Here is a 17761-nt window from a genome sequence, read left to right as displayed (position 1 = left end):
TAGGCGTATAAGGTGAAGGTGGCCGATACTAACGAGAGAGAACGGACATTAATAATAGGTGTTTATCTCGATTATCGAGAGAAGGGGGAGGCTGAAGATTCTCTTTGTGAGCTTGTCCATCTTGCTCGAGCAGCAGGGGCGGAGGTGGTTGGGTCTTATCTTCAGCATAGAAAGAGACTAGATCCTCGGTATTTAGTGGGAAAGGGGAAGATAGAGTATTTAGCAAGGGAGGCAGAGGAAAAAAAGGCAACTTTAATCGTTTTTGATGGAGAACTAACTCCGGCGCAGCAGAGGAATATTGAGCGGGCTACTTCCCTGAAGATAATCGATCGCACTGGTCTCATCCTTGATATATTCGCTAAAAGAGCCCACACGAAGGAAGGGCGTCTTCAGGTAGAGTTGGCACAGCTTACCTATCTTCTCCCCCGTTTGGTGGGGAGAGGGCAGTACCTTTCCCAATTGGGTGCTGGGATTGGCACCAGAGGACCTGGGGAGACAAAGCTGGAGATAGATAGGCGGAAGATAGAGAGAAGGATAACCCGGATAAGACGGGAGATAGAGAGGATCGCCCGGAGAAGAGAGGAACAGAGGAAGAGGAGGAAGAAGCGGGTAGGAATACCTCTGGTCGCCTTGGTCGGTTACACCAATGCGGGGAAGTCTCTCCTTTTCAATCGGCTCACTCGTGCCTCCGCTTCGGTGAGCTCTCGAGTTTTTGAGACCTTAGACCCCTTGATCAGGCGGGTTGTCCTTCCAAATAGAGATGTTTTCCTCCTTGCCGATACAGTGGGTTTTATCAGAAAGCTTCCCCATCAGTTGGTTGCCGCTTTTAAGGCCACTCTGGAAGAGGTGGCGCAGGCGGATCTTATATTGGATGTAGTTGATATCTCCAATCCGGAATATCTTAAACACAAGAGGACAGTAGAGCAGGTACTCTCCGAAATCCTAACCGAAGAGAAGCCTATAATAACGGTATTGAACAAGATAGACAAACTGGACGAAAGGGAACTGCTCAACCTGAGGCGTAGATGGGGCGAGGAGGCGATCTTTATTTCTGCTTTGACTGGAGAAGGGATAGCTCAGCTTTTAGATCGTATCTCCTTCGTGATATTGCCACCACGGGAGGTGGTAAGGTTTTCCTTCCCTCTTGCCGAAGGAGAGGCATTGGCGAGGCTTAGATCAGAGGGGAAAATAATTTCCCTTAAGGTATCAAAAGGGCGTATAATAGTGGAGGCAGAAGTTTCAGATTTTGTTTTCCATCGATTGAAAAGGTTTTCTTTAAGGGGTTTGAAGAAGGCAGAAAAGGCGGTTTAAATAGAATAGGAGGATCAGTTAATGTTAAGGAGAAGTATTATTCCTTTGATCCTTATCCTGATTATTTCTTCTCTCCTTTTTGCCCAGGGGAAGGCTAAGGTGAGGATTGCGGTGGTGAATTTTGAAAACAAGAGCCATTGGTATTGGTGGGGAGATAGGTTAGGCGAAGCGGCAGCTGATGTTTTTGTGACCGATTTGTTAGATACAGGTAAGTTCTCGGTTATCGAGCGGGAGAAGTTGGAGACGGTACTTAAGGAGCAGAACCTTGGCGCCTCTGGCTTGGTTACCCCGGAGACAGCGGCGAAGGTGGGAAGGCTCCTTGGAGTGCAATACATCCTTACCGGTTCCATTACCGAGTTCGCCATAAGCAGAACCGGTGGTGGCTTCAGGGGGTTTGGGGTAGGAGTAACCACGGGCAAGGTGGTGCTCAATGCTCGCCTAATCAATACGACCACCGGCGAGATCGAGCTTGCCGCCGAAGCTGCAAATAAGAAAAGATTGGTAGGAGCAAGGGTAAAAAGCGCCAGTTTCTATCAGAGTTATAATTATGGTCTTGCTAATGAGGTGATGCATCCGGCAGTTGAGAAGATAGTGGCGAAGATCGTGGAGAAAGTGGGAAATCTATCCCAATTGAGCGTGAAGGGGAAGGTGATAAAGGTCAGTGGCGCCAATCTATATATCAATATCGGAAGCAATTGGGGGGTCGAGGTGGGCGATGTCTTCGAGGTCTTCCGGAAAGGGGAGGAGTTGATTGACCCCGATACGGGACTTCCTCTTGGTGCAGAGGAGGAAAAGGTGGGAGAAATCGAAGTGGTGAAGGTGAAGGAGAAGTATGCTGTTTGCAGGGTTCTTTCTGGTAGCCCACAGGCTAAAGATACGATAAAGAAGAAAAAACAGTAGGAATTTGGGAGGCTTGGAGATGGCTATGGGGAAAGGAAGGGTGGTATTTGCTTGTTTTTTCGCCTGGCTTTTTCCCGGTGGAGGGCACCTCTTTCTCAAGAGATGGAGGAGGGGGGTAATCTTCTTCCTTCTCATCATCGGGATGTTCCTTCTCGGTATATTTCTCAAGGGGAAACTATACTCTATCTCTGAGGGTTCCTTCCTTTCCCTATTAGCTGCCTTGGGGGATCTCGGTGTTGGCCTTCCTTATTTCATTGCCAAGTATGGAGGGCTTACCTCTCCCGACATAACCAGTTTTGCCTTTAATTATGGGACTACATTTCTTATCGTGGCTGGTCTTTTGAATCTCCTCCTCATTCTCGATGCTTATGATATCGCCGTTGGCAGGAAGGAGTGATGATGATGTTGAGTCATTTCCTTTTGATGGTGGTCTATGCCGGGGTTGTCTCCACCGTTTTCTCTCTCATTATGAAGAATGAGAAGAAAGAGAGGTTGAGGTTTGGGATCATCTTTTTCCTTTCGTTTCTCGCCTTCGCTTTGGCCGTTGGTTGGATAATGTATCCCTTTCCGTGATAGTGAAGAAGATAAGCTCATTTTTATATTTCTGGTTCCCGGTTTTGGGATATATGGGAGTGATCTTCTACTTCTCTTCACTTTCTCAACCAGGTATTCCCTCCATATTCCCCGATTACCTTCTTCATATGGGGGAATATTCTTTGCTCTCGTTTCTTATCGTTAGAGCAGTAAGGAAGGGCTTGATGCAACGGAAAGTTTCTCTCGAGTGGCTTTGGGGGATCGGTATATCCCTCGTCTATGGTATTTCCGACGAATTTCACCAATCTTTTGTGCCCGGAAGGTCCCCTGAGCTTAGAGATATTTTATTCGACTTTATTGGAACTATTCTTGGTTATATTTTTCTTCTTGTCGTCCATCACTTGCTCTTCAAATTTAAGGGAAGGGTTCGTGTTTTGGCGAATAAATGATCTTTCTTTTGCATAATTATAATGAAGATTCTTTCCACAAAAATTGTGGAACAATTTGTGGAAAAGCGAGTGGATTTCAGATGTATCTCTCGGAAGAAAGGAGGATAAAAGCAAATTGCACAAGGCTTTGTTCAGTTTGCTAACATTCTGAAAAATAAAGGAATATCTAAGGAGGGGTAAATGAATAAAAACTTTAAGGATGTGGTGGACCTGAGGCGTCCCTTGGGTTCCGCCTTTTGGCGGAAAGGGTGGCTGTGGATTTTTTGGGTGATATTGGGGCTCTACATCGTTTTCTCCACCCTTTACGCGGTTAGGCCAGATGAAGTGGGGGTCATTCTTCGTTTTGGGAGGTATGTCCGCACCACTCAGCCTGGGCTTCATGTCAAGTTACCTTTCTCTATCGAGAAGTTATACCGAGTTAAGGTGAAGCACATCTTCAAGGAGGAGTTTGGTTTTCGCACCTTGGCACCCGGTGTTAAGACGCGATATGCGGAGAAGAAATTCCTTGATGAGTCCTTGATGTTGACCGGTGACCTGAACGCTGCCGAGGTGGAATGGATTGTCCAGTACAAGGTGAAGGATGCCCGCGCCTATCTCTTCAATGTGCGGAATGTGAGAAATACCATTAGGAATGTATCCGAAGCTGCTATGCGTCAGGTGGTGGGGGATAGGAGTATAAGCGATGTTTTGACCGTAGGTAGGGTGGAGATAGGCAATGAGGTTGAAAGGATAATGCAGCGCCTCCTCGATAAGTACAAAGTCGGAGTGAAAATAGTTACCGTGAAGCTCCAGGGGGTAGATCCTCCGGATCCGGTGAAACCGGCGTTTAACGAGGTGAACGAGGCGAGGCAGGAGATGGAGCGGATGATAAACCAAGCTTGGGCGGAGTACAACAGGGTGATCCCCAGGGCAAAGGGTGAGGCCGAAAAGACGATTCGCGCAGCAGAAGGGTATGCCATAAACCGAGTCAACCGAGCGAAGGGTGATGCAAATCGGTTTATTGCCTTATGGCAGGAGTACCAGAAAGCAAAGGATGTTACCAAGAGAAGGCTCTATATCGAGATGATGCGCGATGTTCTCCCCACTATTCAGAGAAAGTATATAATCGATGTTGATCAGAAGGGGCTCCTTCCCTTCCTCAACCTTAAGGAGGAGAAGAAATGAAAGGGCGTCACATCGCGTTGATCATTTTCGCCCTCTTGGGGCTGATTGTTCTCAGTTCCTCCATTTACACCGTAAATGAGATGGAGCAAGTAGTGATCACTCAATTTGGCCGTCCAGTAGGAGGGGCGATCACCGAACCGGGGCTCCACTTCAAGATCCCCTTTATCCAGCGGGCGAACTACTTTGAGAAAAGGCTACTCGAGTGGGATGGGGAGGCTAATCAGATCCCGACCAAGGATAAGAAGTATATCTGGGTCGATACCTTCGCCAGGTGGAAGATAGTGGATCCCCTTCGCTTTCTCCAGTCAGTGGGGGACGAGGATGGGGCTCAGGCGAGGCTCGACGATATAATCGATGCCGCGGTGCGGGATGCGGTGACCTCTCATCTCCTTATCGAGGTGGTGAGGAATAGCAATCGCCCCTTAATCACCGAGGAGGGAGAACTAAGAGAAGAAGTTGCGGTTAAGATCTTCGAGGGAAGAGAGAAGATCTGCGAAACTATACTTAAGAACGCCTCTCAGATTATGCCCCAGTATGGGATTAAGTTGGTCGATGTTCGTATCAAGCGGATAAACTACATCGAGGATGTACGGCGGAAGGTGTATGAGCGGATGATATCTGAAAGGAAGCGGATCGCCGAGCGGTATCGTTCTGAGGGGCAGGGGAAGGTTGCGGAGATCCAGGGTGAAAAGGAGAAGGAACTGAAGCGGATTACCTCTGAGGCTTACCGTAAAGCTCAGGAGATAATGGGTAAAGCGGATGCCGAGGCGACCAAGATATATGCCCAAGCCTACAATCGGGATCCTGAGTTCTACTCATTCTTGAGGACATTAGAGAGCTATCGGAAAACCTTGAAGGGAAAGACCATGATCATCCTCACCACCAAGAGCGATTACCTCAAGTACTTGAAGAACATTAAGAGGTAGATGAAGGAGAAGGTTGCACTTTCTCGGGTCTCCTCTTATGGAGAGGTAGAGGAAGGGATAGAAAAAGCCCTTTCCTTGATTGGAGGGATCGAGCGATTCATCCCCCGAGGAAGCAGGGTTCTTCTCAAACCGAACCTCCTTTCTCCAAATCCTAAGGAGAAGGCGATCACCACTCATCCTGCGGTGGTAGAAGCGGTAGCGCGAATGGTAATTCGAGCTGGAGGGGAGCCCTTGATAGGCGACAGTCCGGCGCTGAGCGATTTAGCGAAGGTAGCCGAGGTGGCAGGGATTACCGAAGTAGCGGATAAGACGGGGGCGGAGCTTGTTCCCTTTTCTCAATCGGTTTCCATTACTCCGCCCCCTTCCGCTACCTTCAAGAGGATAGAAATAGCAAAGGAGGTGGTAGAAGCCGATGTGATAATAAACCTTCCCAAGGTGAAGACCCACAACCTGATGGGTCTTACTTTGGCGGTGAAGAACCTCTTTGGCTGTATAGTGGGTAGGAGGAAGGCGCAGTGGCATCTGAGGGCAGGAAATAACCCCCATTTTTTCGCCTTGATGCTACTTGATCTCTACTTGGCGATAAAGCCTGCGCTTACTATTGTTGATGGCGTTGTTGGTTTAGAGGGGGATGGTCCAGGAAGTGGGGGAACTCCCCGGAAACTTGGCTTCGTGATGGTGGGGAAGGATCCGTTGGCAATAGATTTTGCCATCACCTCTCTCTTAGGGGTCTCCCCTGATACTCTACCTCACCTATTTGAAGCCAAGAGGAGGCATCTATTTGACCCAAAAGATTTGGAGCTTGTAGGGGATGATCCTTCTGGTTTCCTTCTCTCCGACTTTAAGATGCCTCGGGTCTCATCTGTAAGAAGCGGGCTCCTTTCGCTTTTTACCCGCCTTTTTAGAAAAAACCTCTCTCCTCGACCAGTAGTGAACGAGGAACAATGTGTGCTTTGCAGTCAGTGTGTCTCTGTTTGCCCCCCGAAGGCGGCACGAGAGGAGGAGGGAAGGATAGTCATTGATTACCGTAAATGCATCAGCTGTTTTTGCTGTCAGGAGGTATGCCCTGAAGGGGCGATAGAGGTGGTCGAGGGTTGGTTTGCTAAAAAACTCCTTAAGAATTAGCGAAGTTTAATCGGCACCGGGGTAAAGGTGAGGACAAAGATGGCGAGGGCGATAAAGCCAAGGATTAATCTGTTCCTTCCCAGTTCTATATCGTCATCCAGGGTTGGTGGATGGCGAAATCCGAGAATGAGGATGAGAACCGCCCAAAAGAACCAGCCGTAAAAACGATATACTATCCCCAAACTGAGAATAGCCAAGAAAACGAGACCGGATATCTTTGAATAAGCCTTGCGAAAGATGGAGTAGGCGATATGTCCTCCATCGAGCTGGCTCACCGGAAAAAGATTGTAAGCGGTAACCAAACACCCAAACCAGCCGGCAAAAGCCATCGGATGGAGTAGAAGGTCGAAACCGTCAGGAATAGGGGGAAGGAATAGATGTTCCATTATCTTGAAGAGCAATGGTTCACCGATCTCGAAGTACAGTCCCTGATGGGTAACAGCTATGGGGATCACTCGGGAGAGCCGAAGGCCATAGTATAGGGTAGGAAGGGCGAGGAGGAAGCCAGACAGGGGACCAGCTATCCCAATATCAAAAAGCGCTCGTCTGTTTACGATGGGGGATCGGATCTTTATAAAGGCGCCGAAGGTCCCGACGATAGTAGGAGCGGGGATGAAGTAGGGAAGGGTGGCATCTATCCCGTAATAACGACAGGCTAAGTAGTGTCCCGATTCATGGGCGAGGAGAATCGCCATAATAGTTCCCGCAAAATAAAGACCTTTAAGGATAACTTCTGGATGGCTGAGGAGGTTTCCTATCAACCCACTCCTTCCTAAGTCCACCTCCTCGAAGGCGAGATAGTTTAGTATTCCCACGAAGAGGGTTGTCCCCAAGGTGAGAAGAAATAGAAGGAGGTTCAACCATATCTTTTTTCTCCTTTTTCTGAGGAGTATTTTTTCCCCTTCTTCGGTTAGTTCGTGATAGAAATAAGGTTTTTCCTCCATCTTTTTCCTCTTCGGTTTAAGATATCCTCATTTTCCCTTGAGGTCAAGGAGGTTTCCTTGAATCCGTTTCTGGTATGTGGTATAAGGTAGGGGCAATTTCCGAGGAGGAAGATGTATCCGCAGGTAGTGATACTGGGAAGGCCCAATGTGGGTAAATCAACCCTATTTAACCGGATTACCCGGAGCAGGCGGGCTATTGTAGATCCCACCCCGGGTATCACCCGGGATTGTCTTATCTCGGAGGTGGAGTGGGAGGGTAAGAGGTTCAATCTCATCGATACCGGAGGCCTTGATCTTTTCACTGATGATTCTCTTTTCGAGAAGGTGCGGGAGCGGGTACTCTCAGTTGTAGAGGAGGCGGATGTCCTCCTTTTTGTGGTTGACGCCAAGACCGGGGTTTCCCCACTGGATGAGGAGTTGATCCAGCTTATTCGTCGCTACGATAAGCCCTTTATATTGGTGGTGAACAAGATCGATGAAGAAAAACATCTCGTCAATCTGTACCAGTTCTATGAACTTGGACTCTCCGAGGTAATCCCTATCTCCGCGGAGCATAATCGGGGAATAGGGAGGTTGCTCGATCGGGTGGTCTCTTTGATCCCCTCGGTTTCGAAAGAGGAGGAACCGGAGGAAGAGACGAAGCTGGTGGTGGTGGGAAGGCCCAATGTGGGCAAGTCAACCTTGGTCAACCGACTTATTGGAGAGGAGAAGGTACTCGTTCATGAAAAGCCGGGAACTACACGCGATGCGGTTGATTTGGTTTTCTCCTATAAGGGAAAGAGATATCGGATAATCGATACGGCGGGGATAAGGAGAAAAAGCAGGATCAAGGAGCGTTTCGAAGTGGTGAGTGTTCTTAAAGCACGAGGGAGTCTCGAGCGAGCGGAGGTGGCTATTCTTCTTCTTGATGCTGAGGAAGGAATCACCAGCCAAGATGTCGCTATCGCTCATTTCACTCATAGTGCTGGAGTGGGACTGGTGATAGCGATGAATAAGTGGGATCTCCTTCCGAAAAGGAAGGGGCTGGAAGAGGCATATCGGGCGAGGATCAAGGAAAGGCTTAAACCGATTGACTATTCGCCCATCCTCTTCATTTCAGCGAAAGAGGGAAGGGGCGTTTACCGAGCGGTTGAGGCAGCGGAGAAGGTGGCAGAAAATAGGAGAAGAAGGATACCCACCGGTGTTTTGAATCAGTTCTTAAGAGGGATTATTTCTCGATATCGTCCTCCGGCGTCCAGGAAGGGGTTTCCTAAGATCTATTATGGTACCCAGGTTTCGGTTAGCCCGCCTACTTTTGTCCTCTTCGTTAACGATCCGGATCGGATCTCCAAGAATTATCTTCGTTATCTGAAGAACAGGTTCCGCGAGGCGTTTGATTTCACCGGGACGCCGCTGGTGATAAAGCTTAGAAAGAGCGAGTAGGAAGCTAATTTGATTGACGCCTCCTCCTCTCTTGTGGTAAACTTTTAAAAAATACGGTAGTTTTAAGAGGAGAGAAAGAGTTGGTATTCTTCAATTATGCTACCAAGGAGATAACCGCTAAGATAGTCTATTATGGACCGGGCCTTAGTGGTAAGACTACCAATCTCCAGTACATCTACAACAGCCTTCCCCAGGGGAACAAGGGGAAGATGATATCCCTGACTACTGCCGATGATAGGACCCTCTTTTTTGACTTCCTTCCCATCGAGCTTGGAACAATAAAAGGGATGCACATCAGAATCCAGCTTTACACCGTTCCGGGGCAGGTCTTTTATAACAGCACCAGGAAGTTGGTACTTCAAGGTGTCGATGGATTGGTTTTCGTTGCCGATTCTCAGAAGGAGATGCTTGAGGCGAATCTGGAGAGCTGGGACAATTTGGAGAAGAACTTGAAGGAGCAGGGAAGGAGGCTCAGAGACATTCCCCATGTGGTTCAGTATAATAAACGGGACCTGCCGAACATTATGCCTGTCTCCGATATCAATACGATGTTGAACAAATACGGTGCCCCTTATTTCGAGGGGATAGCGATAAGGGGGGTGGGGGTTTATGAATCTCTTAGAGAGGTAGCGAGGTTGGTTCTCACCAGGATATCGCAGGAGTACGGAGGGGAGGAGATAGATACTTCTGCAATTAAGGAGTCGCACGAGGTGTTGGCTACCTCCCCACCGGAGGCTATTGCTACTACTCCTCCGAAGACACTTGAGGAAAGGGAGGGAGATCTTTCGGAGATTATTCAGGAGGTGAGTGTAAAAAGAGTAAAGGTTAGCGCGAATAAGGTCGATGAGGTGGAGGATTTTTACGAAATTCAGGCAGGAGATCTTGATATAGGTGATGAGATAATCACCGAGAGTGATTTTGTTTCTTCTGAAAGGAAGGCTTCCTCCATCGTTGCTGATAAGACTGAGAAGAGGGGGACACCGTCCCTGAAGAAGCCGAAAGCTGCCAAAATTGAAGAGAAGGAAATCTCCCTTCCCGTTTCTATCACCGTTGATAAGGATGTTGAACTCGTTCGCCTTAAATTGAACCTCGAGATAAAGATCACAAAAAAATAATAACCTGAGAAATAAAGGTGAAAGGTAAGACTTTCGCAATCTTCTTCCTTTTTCTTGGCTTTGAGTGTTTCCTCTTTGGGTTTCAGGGGCTTTCCAAGAAGGATCTGGAAAGGTTGAAGCCATCTGAGCAAATGGACCTCATTCCCGCCAAGAAGCTCAAGGGTATTTCCCTTATAGCCCATATCGATTGGTCTCCCGATGGCAAGTCGGTCGCCTTTGATAATGGGAAGGATATATTCATCTATGAACTGAAGGGTGATACCCTTCGCCGGCTTACCAACTCAAATGAGGAGAAGGTGGTCCTTTTCCGGAGAAGGAGAAAGGTAGAGGTTCCGGTCAGATATAGCTTCCCCAGGTTCTCGCCTGATGGTAAGTTTATCGTTTGCGTTCGTTTCTTAAATGAGGATAGCGATTTGGTTATCTTTTCCCTGCCTGATGGAGAGAGGTTTCCTCTTCCTAACACTAAAGGAGGAACCGAGCCAGCCTGGACCCCAGAAGGGAGGCGATTGGTATTTGTTAAGGATCGGCAGATTTTTATAGTGAACCGGGATGGAAGCGAGCTTAACCAGCTTACGGATTTAGTCTATGCCTCCTCACCGAGTTGTCCCAGGAGATTGGGTAGAATAGCTTTTATCTCTGGTCTTTACAACGACCTTGGGATCTACCAGATGAATTTTAACGGTAGTGACATCAGGCTGGTGAGAAAGATCCCGGGTCTTATCTCCTTCTCCTATTCTCCCGATGGTAATCTTATAGCCTATTGTGCCAAGAAGGAATGGGCGTTAGTGAGTTTATATGTTATGGATGCTGAGGGCAACATTGTGCGGGAGATATCGGAGGTAAGCAATACCAATCCGGGCTCTCCCTGTTGGGATGAGACGGGAAGGAAGATAGCTCTACCTGAGGAGGCGCTTAATGGGGGGTTCAAGGTAGTTGTCTTCGAGCTTAGGGTTAAGTCTCTGATATTTGGCAAGCTAATGGGTATCCTCTTAATCATAGGGTTGGCTGGTGCTGCTGGTCTTGCCACTTACTGGGTCTTAAGGTTTTACTCCGCAAGGAGAAAGCCGTTAGCGGTGCCTCAACCTATCGATTCTACTTCTTTAGAGGAAGCGGAAGAGGAAGAAGCCCTCTTAGGAGATGAAACTCCTACGGTAAAGCTTTCGCCGAGGTCTTCTGGTTCAAAGGGGAGAGGGGATATTACTGCTGAAACTGAGATAAAGGCTCCGGGTAAGGTCAAAGGAAGGGTTTTATCGGATTTTGGTGAGCCTCTTCCCGAGGTGCGAGTTGACATCCTCGATGGTGTGGGTTATGTGATAAAGGAGGTAAGGAGTACTCCTGATGGCTCTTTTTCTTTCGATGAGGTTCGCCCAGGGACATACACTATAGCCGCTCGCGCCTCAGGCTATCTTTCGGGAAGCGAGTCGAAGAAAATCCTGGCTATTAGTCCGGGAGAGGAAGTTTCGGTGGAGCTCATCCTGGAGAAGCCGGTATTTAAAGTGGTTGGGGAACTTTACGATACCACTAATCAATTCCCCCTTCCCGATGCCACCATCGAACTAATAGATGAGAGCACCAAGGAAGTGAGGACCACCAAGACGGGTGCTAACGGAGAATTTGAGTTTTCCGATTTGAAGCGGGGAAGAAATTATATACTTCAGGCGTCAAAAGAGGGCTATAAGCGGGTTTTCCGTTCGCGGGCGGTCTTCACTCCTGGTGCTTCCAAAATTATTTCGAAACAGCTCGAGCTCGCTCCCGGCTATGGGGTTTTGCGAGGAGCGGTTTTGGACGATGAGACCAAGGAAGGAGTGGGCGAGGTGATTGTGATACTGAAAGGTAGAGGGGACCTTTCCTATGAGGACGCTACCTTCACCGACAATGAGGGGAAATTCCAATTCCTGAAGCTTCCCGAAGGGGGATTCTCCCTTTCCTTTTTAAAGGATGGATATACTGAGGAGACGAGGGAGGTGGAAGTTTTTGCTGGGATGGATAAATTTATCGAGGTTCCCTTTAAAAGATTTGGTTCAGCAGGTGGTATAGTAAGAGGAAAGGTGTTGACTATCAGGGGCACCTTTGTTTCTGGGGCTACCGTGAAGCTGGTCGATCGGGAGGGGAAGCTCGTTGCTACCACCCTCTCCTCAGAGGAGGGAGATTACCTTATAAAAGGGGTCTCTCCAGGAGCTTATCAGCTTAGCGCGGTTAAGGAGGGGGTGGGGAGGAGGGACGAGGTGATATTGTTAAAGTCAGGTGACGAGATAACCCTTCCTCTGGTGCTTAAGGAGAGGGATGTGGAGTTGTTCCGATGACAAAGAAGGATTTGGCTGAGGTGATATATCACAGGCATGGGGGGCTTTTAAAAAAAGAGGCGCTTAATCTGGTGGACCTTATTTTCTCCCTAATCGCTATGAGGTTGAAACGGGGGGAGAAGGTTAAGATATCCAGTTTTGGGGTTTTTTTTATAAGAAGGAAGAACGAAAGGGAGGTGGTGAATCCACAAACAGGGGAAAGACAGTCGATTCCCTCACACTACTCGGTTGTGTTTAAGCCATCCCAGCTTTTTGTGAAGCGTCTCAATTTGAACTCCACCCGGATGACCCGTTATGACAAGTGATAAGCTTAAGAACAGGATGTTGGGCGAAAAGCTCTACTTTAAGATAGGAGAAGTGGCGGAAATCGTTGGTGTTCCCCCTTATGTCCTTAGGTATTGGGAGACGGAGTTTAAACCCCTTTCCCCAGAGAAGAATTCTTCGGGACAGCGGATTTATTCCCGCCGTGATGTCGAGATTGTTCTTAAGATAAAGAAACTCCTTTACGAAGAGAGGTACACCATCGCTGGTGCGAGGAAGAAACTCGTTGAAGAGCTGGCTGGAAGGAGAAAGGAGGGAGCTCCCCCCATTTCTGCCTCTGGCGGGGATGAGGCAAGGGATATATTGAGGAGGGTGAAAAAAGAGCTTAGCGATCTCTTGACAATCTTGGAGCGAGATGTTAATAAATGAATCGGGTCGGGACGTGGCGCAGGCTGGTTTAGCGCGCTGGACTGGGGGTCCAGAGGTCGGAGGTTCAAATCCTCTCGTCCCGACCATTTTTTGTTATCTTTCACGAGGGAATTATGGCGATCATATTGGTGACCAATGATGACGGTATCCTTTCATCCGGGATAAAGATGTTGGCTGAGGAGCTTGAGGCGGTAGGCGAGGTATGGGTGGTGGCTCCTGAGCGAGAGGTGAGCTCGGTAAGCCATGCCATTACCCTTAATCAACCGCTCCGAGCGGAGAAGATCGCCCCTCAGAGATATGCGGTATGTGGCACCCCTACCGACTGCGTTCTCCTTGGGGTGCTTAAATTGCTTCCAGCAAAGCCTGCCCTTGTTGTCTCCGGGATAAACAGAGGGGTGAACCTTGCTGACGATATCACCTATTCGGGCACCGTTGCAGGAGCTATGGAGGGGGCGTTGCTCGGTGTTTCATCCTTTGCCATCTCTTTTGAGGATTCCGATGGTGATTTCAAAAAGCCAGCTTTGTTCGCCAAGGTTTTATCCTCTAAACTTATTAAATCCCCCCTTCCCCCAGGGAGATTTCTCAATGTCAATGTGCCCTCTTCCGAGATCAAAGGGGTCAGAATCACGCGACAAGGAAGGAGAAGCGGAGGGGAATCGGTTCTGGAGCGGGTTGACCCCCGAGGGAAGCTCTATTACTGGATTGGTCCCCAACATTATCCCGAGGGAGAGCCGGAGGATACTGACATTGGCGCTTTGAAAAGAGGCTATATCTCAATCACCCCCCTTAAGCTCGATTTGACGGATTACCAACTACTTCCCCAGTTGAAAGAGGATTGGGAAAAGGAATTTGCCTCGTTTCTTGAAGGATGAATAATGGGTAAAAGCAGTTCAGAGAAGCGTCCTCATATCATCCGGAGGTTGTACGATTGGGTTCTTCATTGGGCAGAGACCCCGTATGGGAGCCCTGCTTTATTCGGGCTCGCTTTTGCCGAATCCTCCTTTTTCCCTGTTCCCCCTGATGTTCTCCTCATCGCCCTTTCGATCAGCAAGCCCAAGCGGTCTTTTTTCTACGCCGCGATATGTTCTGTAGGATCAGTGATCGGTGGAATGTTCGGTTACTATATCGGGCTTCAGCTTTTCAACCTTGTTGGCGAGCGGATACTTACCTTCTATGGGGTAATGAATGAGTACTATCGGATAAAGCATCTTTATGAGACATATAACGCCTGGGCAGTGGGGATCGCCGGATTTACCCCTATACCGTACAAGGTGTTCACCATAGCGGCGGGAGCGTTCAAGATAAACTTTGTGGTGTTTCTTGTTGCCTCTACAATTAGTCGTTCTGCCCGTTTTTTCTTGGTTGGAGGTTTGATCTATAAATTTGGCGCCAAAATAAAGGAGTTCATTGAACGCTATTTCAACCTCCTTACCATCATATTTGTGGTCGCTCTGGTCCTCGGGTTCCTCCTTGTTAAGCATTTGCTCAAATAAAAAGGGGCTTGTCAGGGGAGGGGTTTTAATTTATATTTTTAGCAGAGTGGTCGGGGCGTAGCGCAGACTGGTTAGCGCGCCTGCTTCGGGAGTAGGAGGTCGGAGGTTCAAATCCTCTCGCCCCGACCATTGTTGCTCTTAACTTTTTCTTAAGTAAGGTCTTCTTTATGATTGCCCGAAGGTTTTTCATCTCGGGAAGGGTGCAGGGGGTTGGTTTTCGTTACTTCGCCATTGCTCAGGCGAGTGAGCTCGACATTACCGGTTGGGTTCGTAATCTTCCTGATGGCCGAGTAGAGGTTTATGCCGAGGGGGAGAAGGAGAGGATCAAGGAGTTTTATCACCGGCTCTCCAAAGGTCCTCCGGCGGCTATTGTCGTTTCCGTAGAGGTAAAGGAGGAGACGCCGAAGGGTTCATATCAGTCGTTTATGGTCAAATATTAACCATCCCAAAGGAGGATAACCAGTGACAAATTTAGCCGAGAAGATTCGGGATATACCAGATTTTCCCAAGAAAGGTATTATTTTTAAAGATATCACCACTCTTTTGAAGGATAAAGAGGCATTTCGGGAAGCGGTTGACCGCCTGGCTGAGCCCTTTGAGGGGAAACCGGTCGATTTGGTGTTGGGGATTGAATCTCGAGGTTTTATCTTCGCCGCTGCAGTTGCTTATAAGCTGGGGGTGGGTTTCATTCCGGCACGGAAACCGGGGAAGCTCCCCGCAGAGACGATTTCCGCCACCTATGAGCTCGAATATGGCACCGATTCCATCGAGCTCCATCGCGATGCAATAAAATCGGGGCAGAATGTTCTCATCGTGGATGACCTAATCGCCACTGGGGGAACGGCGAAAGCAGCCTGTGAGTTGGTGGAGAAGCTGGGCGGTAAGGTTTTAGGGGTGGCTTTTCTTATTGAGCTCACTTTCTTGAAGGGAAGGAATAAGCTTAGGGATTACGATGTTTTCTCACTTATAGAATTTTAATAAGCGACCCCCCCTTCTTTTGCTCGGCAGAGTAAGAAGGGGGGTCTTTTATTAAAACCTCACGCCTCCCAAGATAACATAGGTAAAGCTCGCGCCGGTAGCGAATGAACGGAGTGCCTGTAGCTCTACAGTAAAAGCGGGTCCATGACTCATTCCGAATTCAAGTCCTCCGATGAGATGCATCCCTGTGTTTTTGGAGAAGGTTAGGTCAACATTATCTCCCCAAAGGAGATTGCTCATCAGGCCAAATCCTACTCCTACCACCGGCTTTACCCCAGAAAGGTTGGGTCTTACCTTCAGGTTGATGAACCCATTTAGGGGTACGGAGCTGATGTTATTCGAACTATGGTAGGCGGTTTGGATCTCAAGTCCCAAAGCCACCATATCTCCGATGTAATAGTCACTTCCTGTGGAGATGAGCCATCGTTCGGAGATTCCCCCCACATCGGGATGAACGATTATCCCACCTTTCAAAAAACCGCCACCATAAGCAAGTGAAGCTACCAATAAGATACTCACCCCTATTGCTATTTTCTTCATAAGGAACCCCCTTCTCCCACCTAATTATCAGATTTCACAATAATTATATCAGATTATAGCGGAGATAAAAAGGAAAAAATTTTTAAATTTTGTCTTTCCCCTGGGTTATTGTGGTATAATAAGTTCTAAATTGGAAGGAGGAAGAGTTTTTTTCTCAAAAAAGAAGAGAGCATATTCTAAAAAGATTTTCAAGGGGGTGTGAAGATGGGGATACTTTCTAACTTGAGGAAAACGCTGAGGAATGGTGGGACAGCGGTAGAGGAGAAAAGGGAGATACGCCAGACTCGTACCGGCGCCCCTATAAAACCGATCACCCGTGGTTTGCCAAAAACGGTGGAATCGCTATGCCCTGAATGCTTGAAGGTGATTCCGGCGCGTATGTTCGAAGAAAACGGTAGAGTGATGATGGAGAAGACCTGCCCCGAGCATGGATACTTCAAGGACCTCTACTGGTCGGATGTGGACCTGTATCTTAAGGCAGAGCGGTGGCACTTTATGGATGGGGAAGGGTTTGAAAATCCCCTTACCGAGAATACCAAAGGTTGCCCTTATTCCTGTGGTCTTTGTAATCTTCATACCAGTACCAGCTGTTTGATCAACATCGATCTCACTAATCGGTGTAATCTCAGTTGTCCCATCTGCTTTGCCAATGCTAATGCTGCTGGTTTCGTGGTGGAGCCCACCTTCGATCAGGTGTTGGAGATGCTTAGACGTCCTCGCGAGGAGAAGCCAGATCCCGCCACTGCGGTTCAGTTCGCCGGGGGCGAGCCAACGCTTCACCCCCAGTTTGTGGAGATAATAGCCGCAGCAAGAGAGTTGGGTTATACTCATATCCAGGTGGCCTCCAATGGTTTGAAGTTCGCTGATTTTGATTTTACCCTTCGGTGCAAGGAAGCAGGCCTTCATACCATTTACCTCCAGTTTGATGGGGTGGATGACACAGTTTATGAGAAAACGCGGGGGAGAAAGCTTTTCGCCATCAAGGATAAGGTGGTGGATAACTTCCGCAAAGCGGGGATGAAGGTAGTTCTTGTTCCCACCATAGTAAATACGATTAACGATCATCAGGTTGGTCCTATCCTCCTTTATGCCATCGAGAACCGAGATGTGATCTCCGGGATCAGTGCCCAGCCGGTTACCTTCACCGGGAGGATAGATGCTACTGAGCGGATGAAAATGCGGTTTACCCTTCCCGATATGGCGCGCTGTATTGAGGAGCAAACAGGTCTTATCTCTACCAAGGACGACTGGTATCCAGTGAGTTGCGTCTCTCCTTTTCCCAAATTCATAAAGGCACTTACCGGGACTAAAATGGTGAATGTTACCTGCCATCCTCACTGTGGATTGGGAACATTTATCTACATTGACAAAGATGGTAATGTTTATCCAGTTACCAGGTTCGTTGATGTCGAGGGGTTCCTTACCGAGCTCTATGAACGGGCGGAGAGGCTGGAACATTCTTGGCTTAAACTTCCTGCAAAACTTCTCTTTTACCATAACTTTAAGAAATATTATCGGGAGAAGTATGCTCCACCTGGTCTCTCCTACTTCGACTTTATCGAATCTCTCTACGGGTTGATCGATAAAAAGATAGGAAGAAGCGGTAAATGGGGGAAAGATAGGATAAGCTATATGTTCGTTGCTGGGATGCACTTTATGGACGCTTACAATTACCAGACGGAGAGGGTTCGTCGTTGTGTTATCCATTACTCCACACTTGACGGCAAGATATACCCCTTCTGCAGCTACAACTCAGGTCCTACCAATCGAGAACGAGTAGAACGGGAATTCGCCATCCCACTCGAGGAGTGGAGAAAGAGGCAGGAAAGGTAGTGTTTATTGGGGGGAAAATTAAGGGCGGGAAAAC

At 48.3% G+C, this 17761-nt stretch carries 20 protein-coding genes and 2 tRNA genes; 20 read left to right on the top strand and 2 right to left on the bottom strand.

All coding sequences use genetic code 11. The features are described 5' to 3' along the window. The first annotated feature begins 12 nt into the window (after positions 1-12). The 8 genes from hflX to J7L64_00745 all read left to right on the top strand — a co-directional run bounded on the left by hflX (position 13) and on the right by J7L64_00745 (position 6409). Positions 13-1311, top strand: a complete 1299-nt coding sequence (hflX, locus tag J7L64_00780; GenBank protein ID MCD6450889.1) for a GTPase HflX — start codon at positions 13-15, stop codon at positions 1309-1311. A 21-nt stretch (positions 1312-1332) separates the two neighbouring features. Then, a complete protein-coding gene (locus J7L64_00775; protein ID MCD6450888.1) occupies positions 1333-2211 on the top strand; it encodes a hypothetical protein in 879 nt (292 codons plus the stop codon). Between the two features lie 19 nt (positions 2212-2230). Continuing rightward, entirely contained in the window at positions 2231-2608 is a 378-nt protein-coding gene (locus J7L64_00770; protein MCD6450887.1) for a hypothetical protein, read from the top strand. Next, a complete protein-coding gene (locus J7L64_00765) occupies positions 2608-2784 on the top strand; it encodes a hypothetical protein (GenBank protein ID MCD6450886.1) in 177 nt (58 codons plus the stop codon). Before J7L64_00770 ends, J7L64_00765 begins: the two co-directional genes overlap by 1 nt. A gap of 53 nt (positions 2785-2837) precedes the next feature. Then, the gene (locus J7L64_00760; protein MCD6450885.1) at positions 2838-3194 is read left to right on the top strand and encodes a VanZ family protein; all 357 of its coding nucleotides are present in this window, start codon (positions 2838-2840) and stop codon (positions 3192-3194) included. Positions 3195-3374: 180 nt separating this feature from the next. Continuing rightward, positions 3375-4358: an FtsH protease activity modulator HflK gene (gene hflK / locus J7L64_00755; protein ID MCD6450884.1), complete on the top strand. Its 984-nt coding sequence runs from the start codon at positions 3375-3377 to the stop codon at positions 4356-4358. Next, positions 4355-5284: a protease modulator HflC gene (gene hflC, locus J7L64_00750; protein ID MCD6450883.1), complete on the top strand. Its 930-nt coding sequence runs from the start codon at positions 4355-4357 to the stop codon at positions 5282-5284. The genes hflK and hflC overlap by 4 nt, the downstream gene beginning before the upstream one ends. Next, on the top strand, positions 5285-6409 hold the full coding sequence (locus tag J7L64_00745; protein ID MCD6450882.1) for a DUF362 domain-containing protein: 1125 nt from the start codon (positions 5285-5287) through the stop codon (positions 6407-6409). Here J7L64_00745 and J7L64_00740 read toward each other — a convergent pair. Further along, positions 6406-7302, bottom strand: a complete 897-nt coding sequence (locus J7L64_00740) for a site-2 protease family protein (GenBank protein ID MCD6450881.1) — start codon at positions 7300-7302, stop codon at positions 6406-6408. The genes J7L64_00745 and J7L64_00740 overlap by 4 nt on opposite strands. Before the next feature lie 162 nt (positions 7303-7464). Between J7L64_00740 and der the strand changes: the two genes are divergently transcribed. The 11 genes from der (at position 7465) to J7L64_00685 (ending at position 15354) form a co-directional block, all read left to right on the top strand. Next, on the top strand, positions 7465-8775 hold the full coding sequence (gene der, locus J7L64_00735; GenBank protein MCD6450880.1) for a ribosome biogenesis GTPase Der: 1311 nt from the start codon (positions 7465-7467) through the stop codon (positions 8773-8775). A gap of 80 nt (positions 8776-8855) precedes the next feature. Further along, on the top strand, positions 8856-9890 hold the full coding sequence (locus J7L64_00730) for a hypothetical protein (protein MCD6450879.1): 1035 nt from the start codon (positions 8856-8858) through the stop codon (positions 9888-9890). A gap of 17 nt (positions 9891-9907) precedes the next feature. Further along, on the top strand, positions 9908-12193 hold the full coding sequence (locus J7L64_00725; GenBank protein MCD6450878.1) for a carboxypeptidase regulatory-like domain-containing protein: 2286 nt from the start codon (positions 9908-9910) through the stop codon (positions 12191-12193). Next, positions 12190-12498, top strand: coding sequence for an HU family DNA-binding protein (locus tag J7L64_00720; protein MCD6450877.1), 309 nt, complete (start codon positions 12190-12192; stop codon positions 12496-12498). Before J7L64_00725 ends, J7L64_00720 begins: the two co-directional genes overlap by 4 nt. Beyond that, positions 12488-12883, top strand: a complete 396-nt coding sequence (locus tag J7L64_00715) for a MerR family transcriptional regulator (GenBank protein ID MCD6450876.1) — start codon at positions 12488-12490, stop codon at positions 12881-12883. The genes J7L64_00720 and J7L64_00715 overlap by 11 nt, the downstream gene beginning before the upstream one ends. 7 nt (positions 12884-12890) lie before the next feature. After that, positions 12891-12969: transfer RNA gene (locus tag J7L64_00710), tRNA-Pro, on the top strand. A 27-nt stretch (positions 12970-12996) separates the two neighbouring features. Further along, complete coding sequence (gene surE / locus J7L64_00705) at positions 12997-13755, top strand: 5'/3'-nucleotidase SurE (protein ID MCD6450875.1); 759 nt, start codon at positions 12997-12999, stop codon at positions 13753-13755. Between the two features lie 3 nt (positions 13756-13758). After that, a complete protein-coding gene (locus J7L64_00700; protein ID MCD6450874.1) occupies positions 13759-14376 on the top strand; it encodes a DedA family protein in 618 nt (205 codons plus the stop codon). Between the two features lie 51 nt (positions 14377-14427). Beyond that, a tRNA-Pro gene (locus tag J7L64_00695) sits at positions 14428-14505 on the top strand. A 38-nt stretch (positions 14506-14543) separates the two neighbouring features. Beyond that, complete coding sequence (locus tag J7L64_00690) at positions 14544-14816, top strand: acylphosphatase (GenBank protein ID MCD6450873.1); 273 nt, start codon at positions 14544-14546, stop codon at positions 14814-14816. Between the two features lie 22 nt (positions 14817-14838). Continuing rightward, positions 14839-15354, top strand: a complete 516-nt coding sequence (locus J7L64_00685) for an adenine phosphoribosyltransferase (protein MCD6450872.1) — start codon at positions 14839-14841, stop codon at positions 15352-15354. 51 nt (positions 15355-15405) lie between these two features. Here the strand turns inward: J7L64_00685 and J7L64_00680 are convergent, their stop codons facing one another. After that, positions 15406-15894 carry a hypothetical protein gene (locus J7L64_00680; protein MCD6450871.1) on the bottom strand — a complete coding sequence of 163 codons (489 nt, stop codon included), beginning with the start codon at positions 15892-15894 and terminating at the stop codon, positions 15406-15408. A gap of 321 nt (positions 15895-16215) precedes the next feature. Between J7L64_00680 and J7L64_00675 the strand changes: the two genes are divergently transcribed. Next, on the top strand, positions 16216-17727 hold the full coding sequence (locus J7L64_00675) for a radical SAM protein (GenBank protein ID MCD6450870.1): 1512 nt from the start codon (positions 16216-16218) through the stop codon (positions 17725-17727). The last annotated feature ends 34 nt before the right edge of the window (positions 17728-17761 follow it).

The organism is Acidobacteriota bacterium (assembly GCA_021161905.1).
GTDB lineage: Bacteria > Acidobacteriota > B3-B38 > Guanabaribacteriales > JAGGZT01 > JAGGZT01.
The sequence above is the reverse complement of the archived record's forward strand: the minus strand, read 5'-3'. Positions and strand labels throughout refer to the sequence as shown.

Coding starts and splice junctions, on each gene's coding strand:
- J7L64_00775 (MCD6450888.1), top strand. CDS start 1,333: ATGTTAAGGAGAAGTATTATTCCTTTGATCCTTATCCTGATTATTTCT.
- J7L64_00770 (MCD6450887.1), top strand. CDS start 2,231: ATGGCTATGGGGAAAGGAAGGGTGGTATTTGCTTGTTTTTTCGCCTGG.
- J7L64_00765 (MCD6450886.1), top strand. CDS start 2,608: ATGATGATGTTGAGTCATTTCCTTTTGATGGTGGTCTATGCCGGGGTT.
- J7L64_00760 (MCD6450885.1), top strand. CDS start 2,838: ATGGGAGTGATCTTCTACTTCTCTTCACTTTCTCAACCAGGTATTCCC.
- hflK (MCD6450884.1), top strand. CDS start 3,375: ATGAATAAAAACTTTAAGGATGTGGTGGACCTGAGGCGTCCCTTGGGT.
- hflC (MCD6450883.1), top strand. CDS start 4,355: ATGAAAGGGCGTCACATCGCGTTGATCATTTTCGCCCTCTTGGGGCTG.
- J7L64_00745 (MCD6450882.1), top strand. CDS start 5,285: ATGAAGGAGAAGGTTGCACTTTCTCGGGTCTCCTCTTATGGAGAGGTA.
- der (MCD6450880.1), top strand. CDS start 7,465: ATGTATCCGCAGGTAGTGATACTGGGAAGGCCCAATGTGGGTAAATCA.
- J7L64_00720 (MCD6450877.1), top strand. CDS start 12,190: ATGACAAAGAAGGATTTGGCTGAGGTGATATATCACAGGCATGGGGGG.
- J7L64_00715 (MCD6450876.1), top strand. CDS start 12,488: ATGACAAGTGATAAGCTTAAGAACAGGATGTTGGGCGAAAAGCTCTAC.
- surE (MCD6450875.1), top strand. CDS start 12,997: ATGGCGATCATATTGGTGACCAATGATGACGGTATCCTTTCATCCGGG.
- J7L64_00700 (MCD6450874.1), top strand. CDS start 13,759: ATGGGTAAAAGCAGTTCAGAGAAGCGTCCTCATATCATCCGGAGGTTG.
- J7L64_00690 (MCD6450873.1), top strand. CDS start 14,544: ATGATTGCCCGAAGGTTTTTCATCTCGGGAAGGGTGCAGGGGGTTGGT.
- J7L64_00680 (MCD6450871.1), bottom strand. CDS start 15,894: ATGAAGAAAATAGCAATAGGGGTGAGTATCTTATTGGTAGCTTCACTT.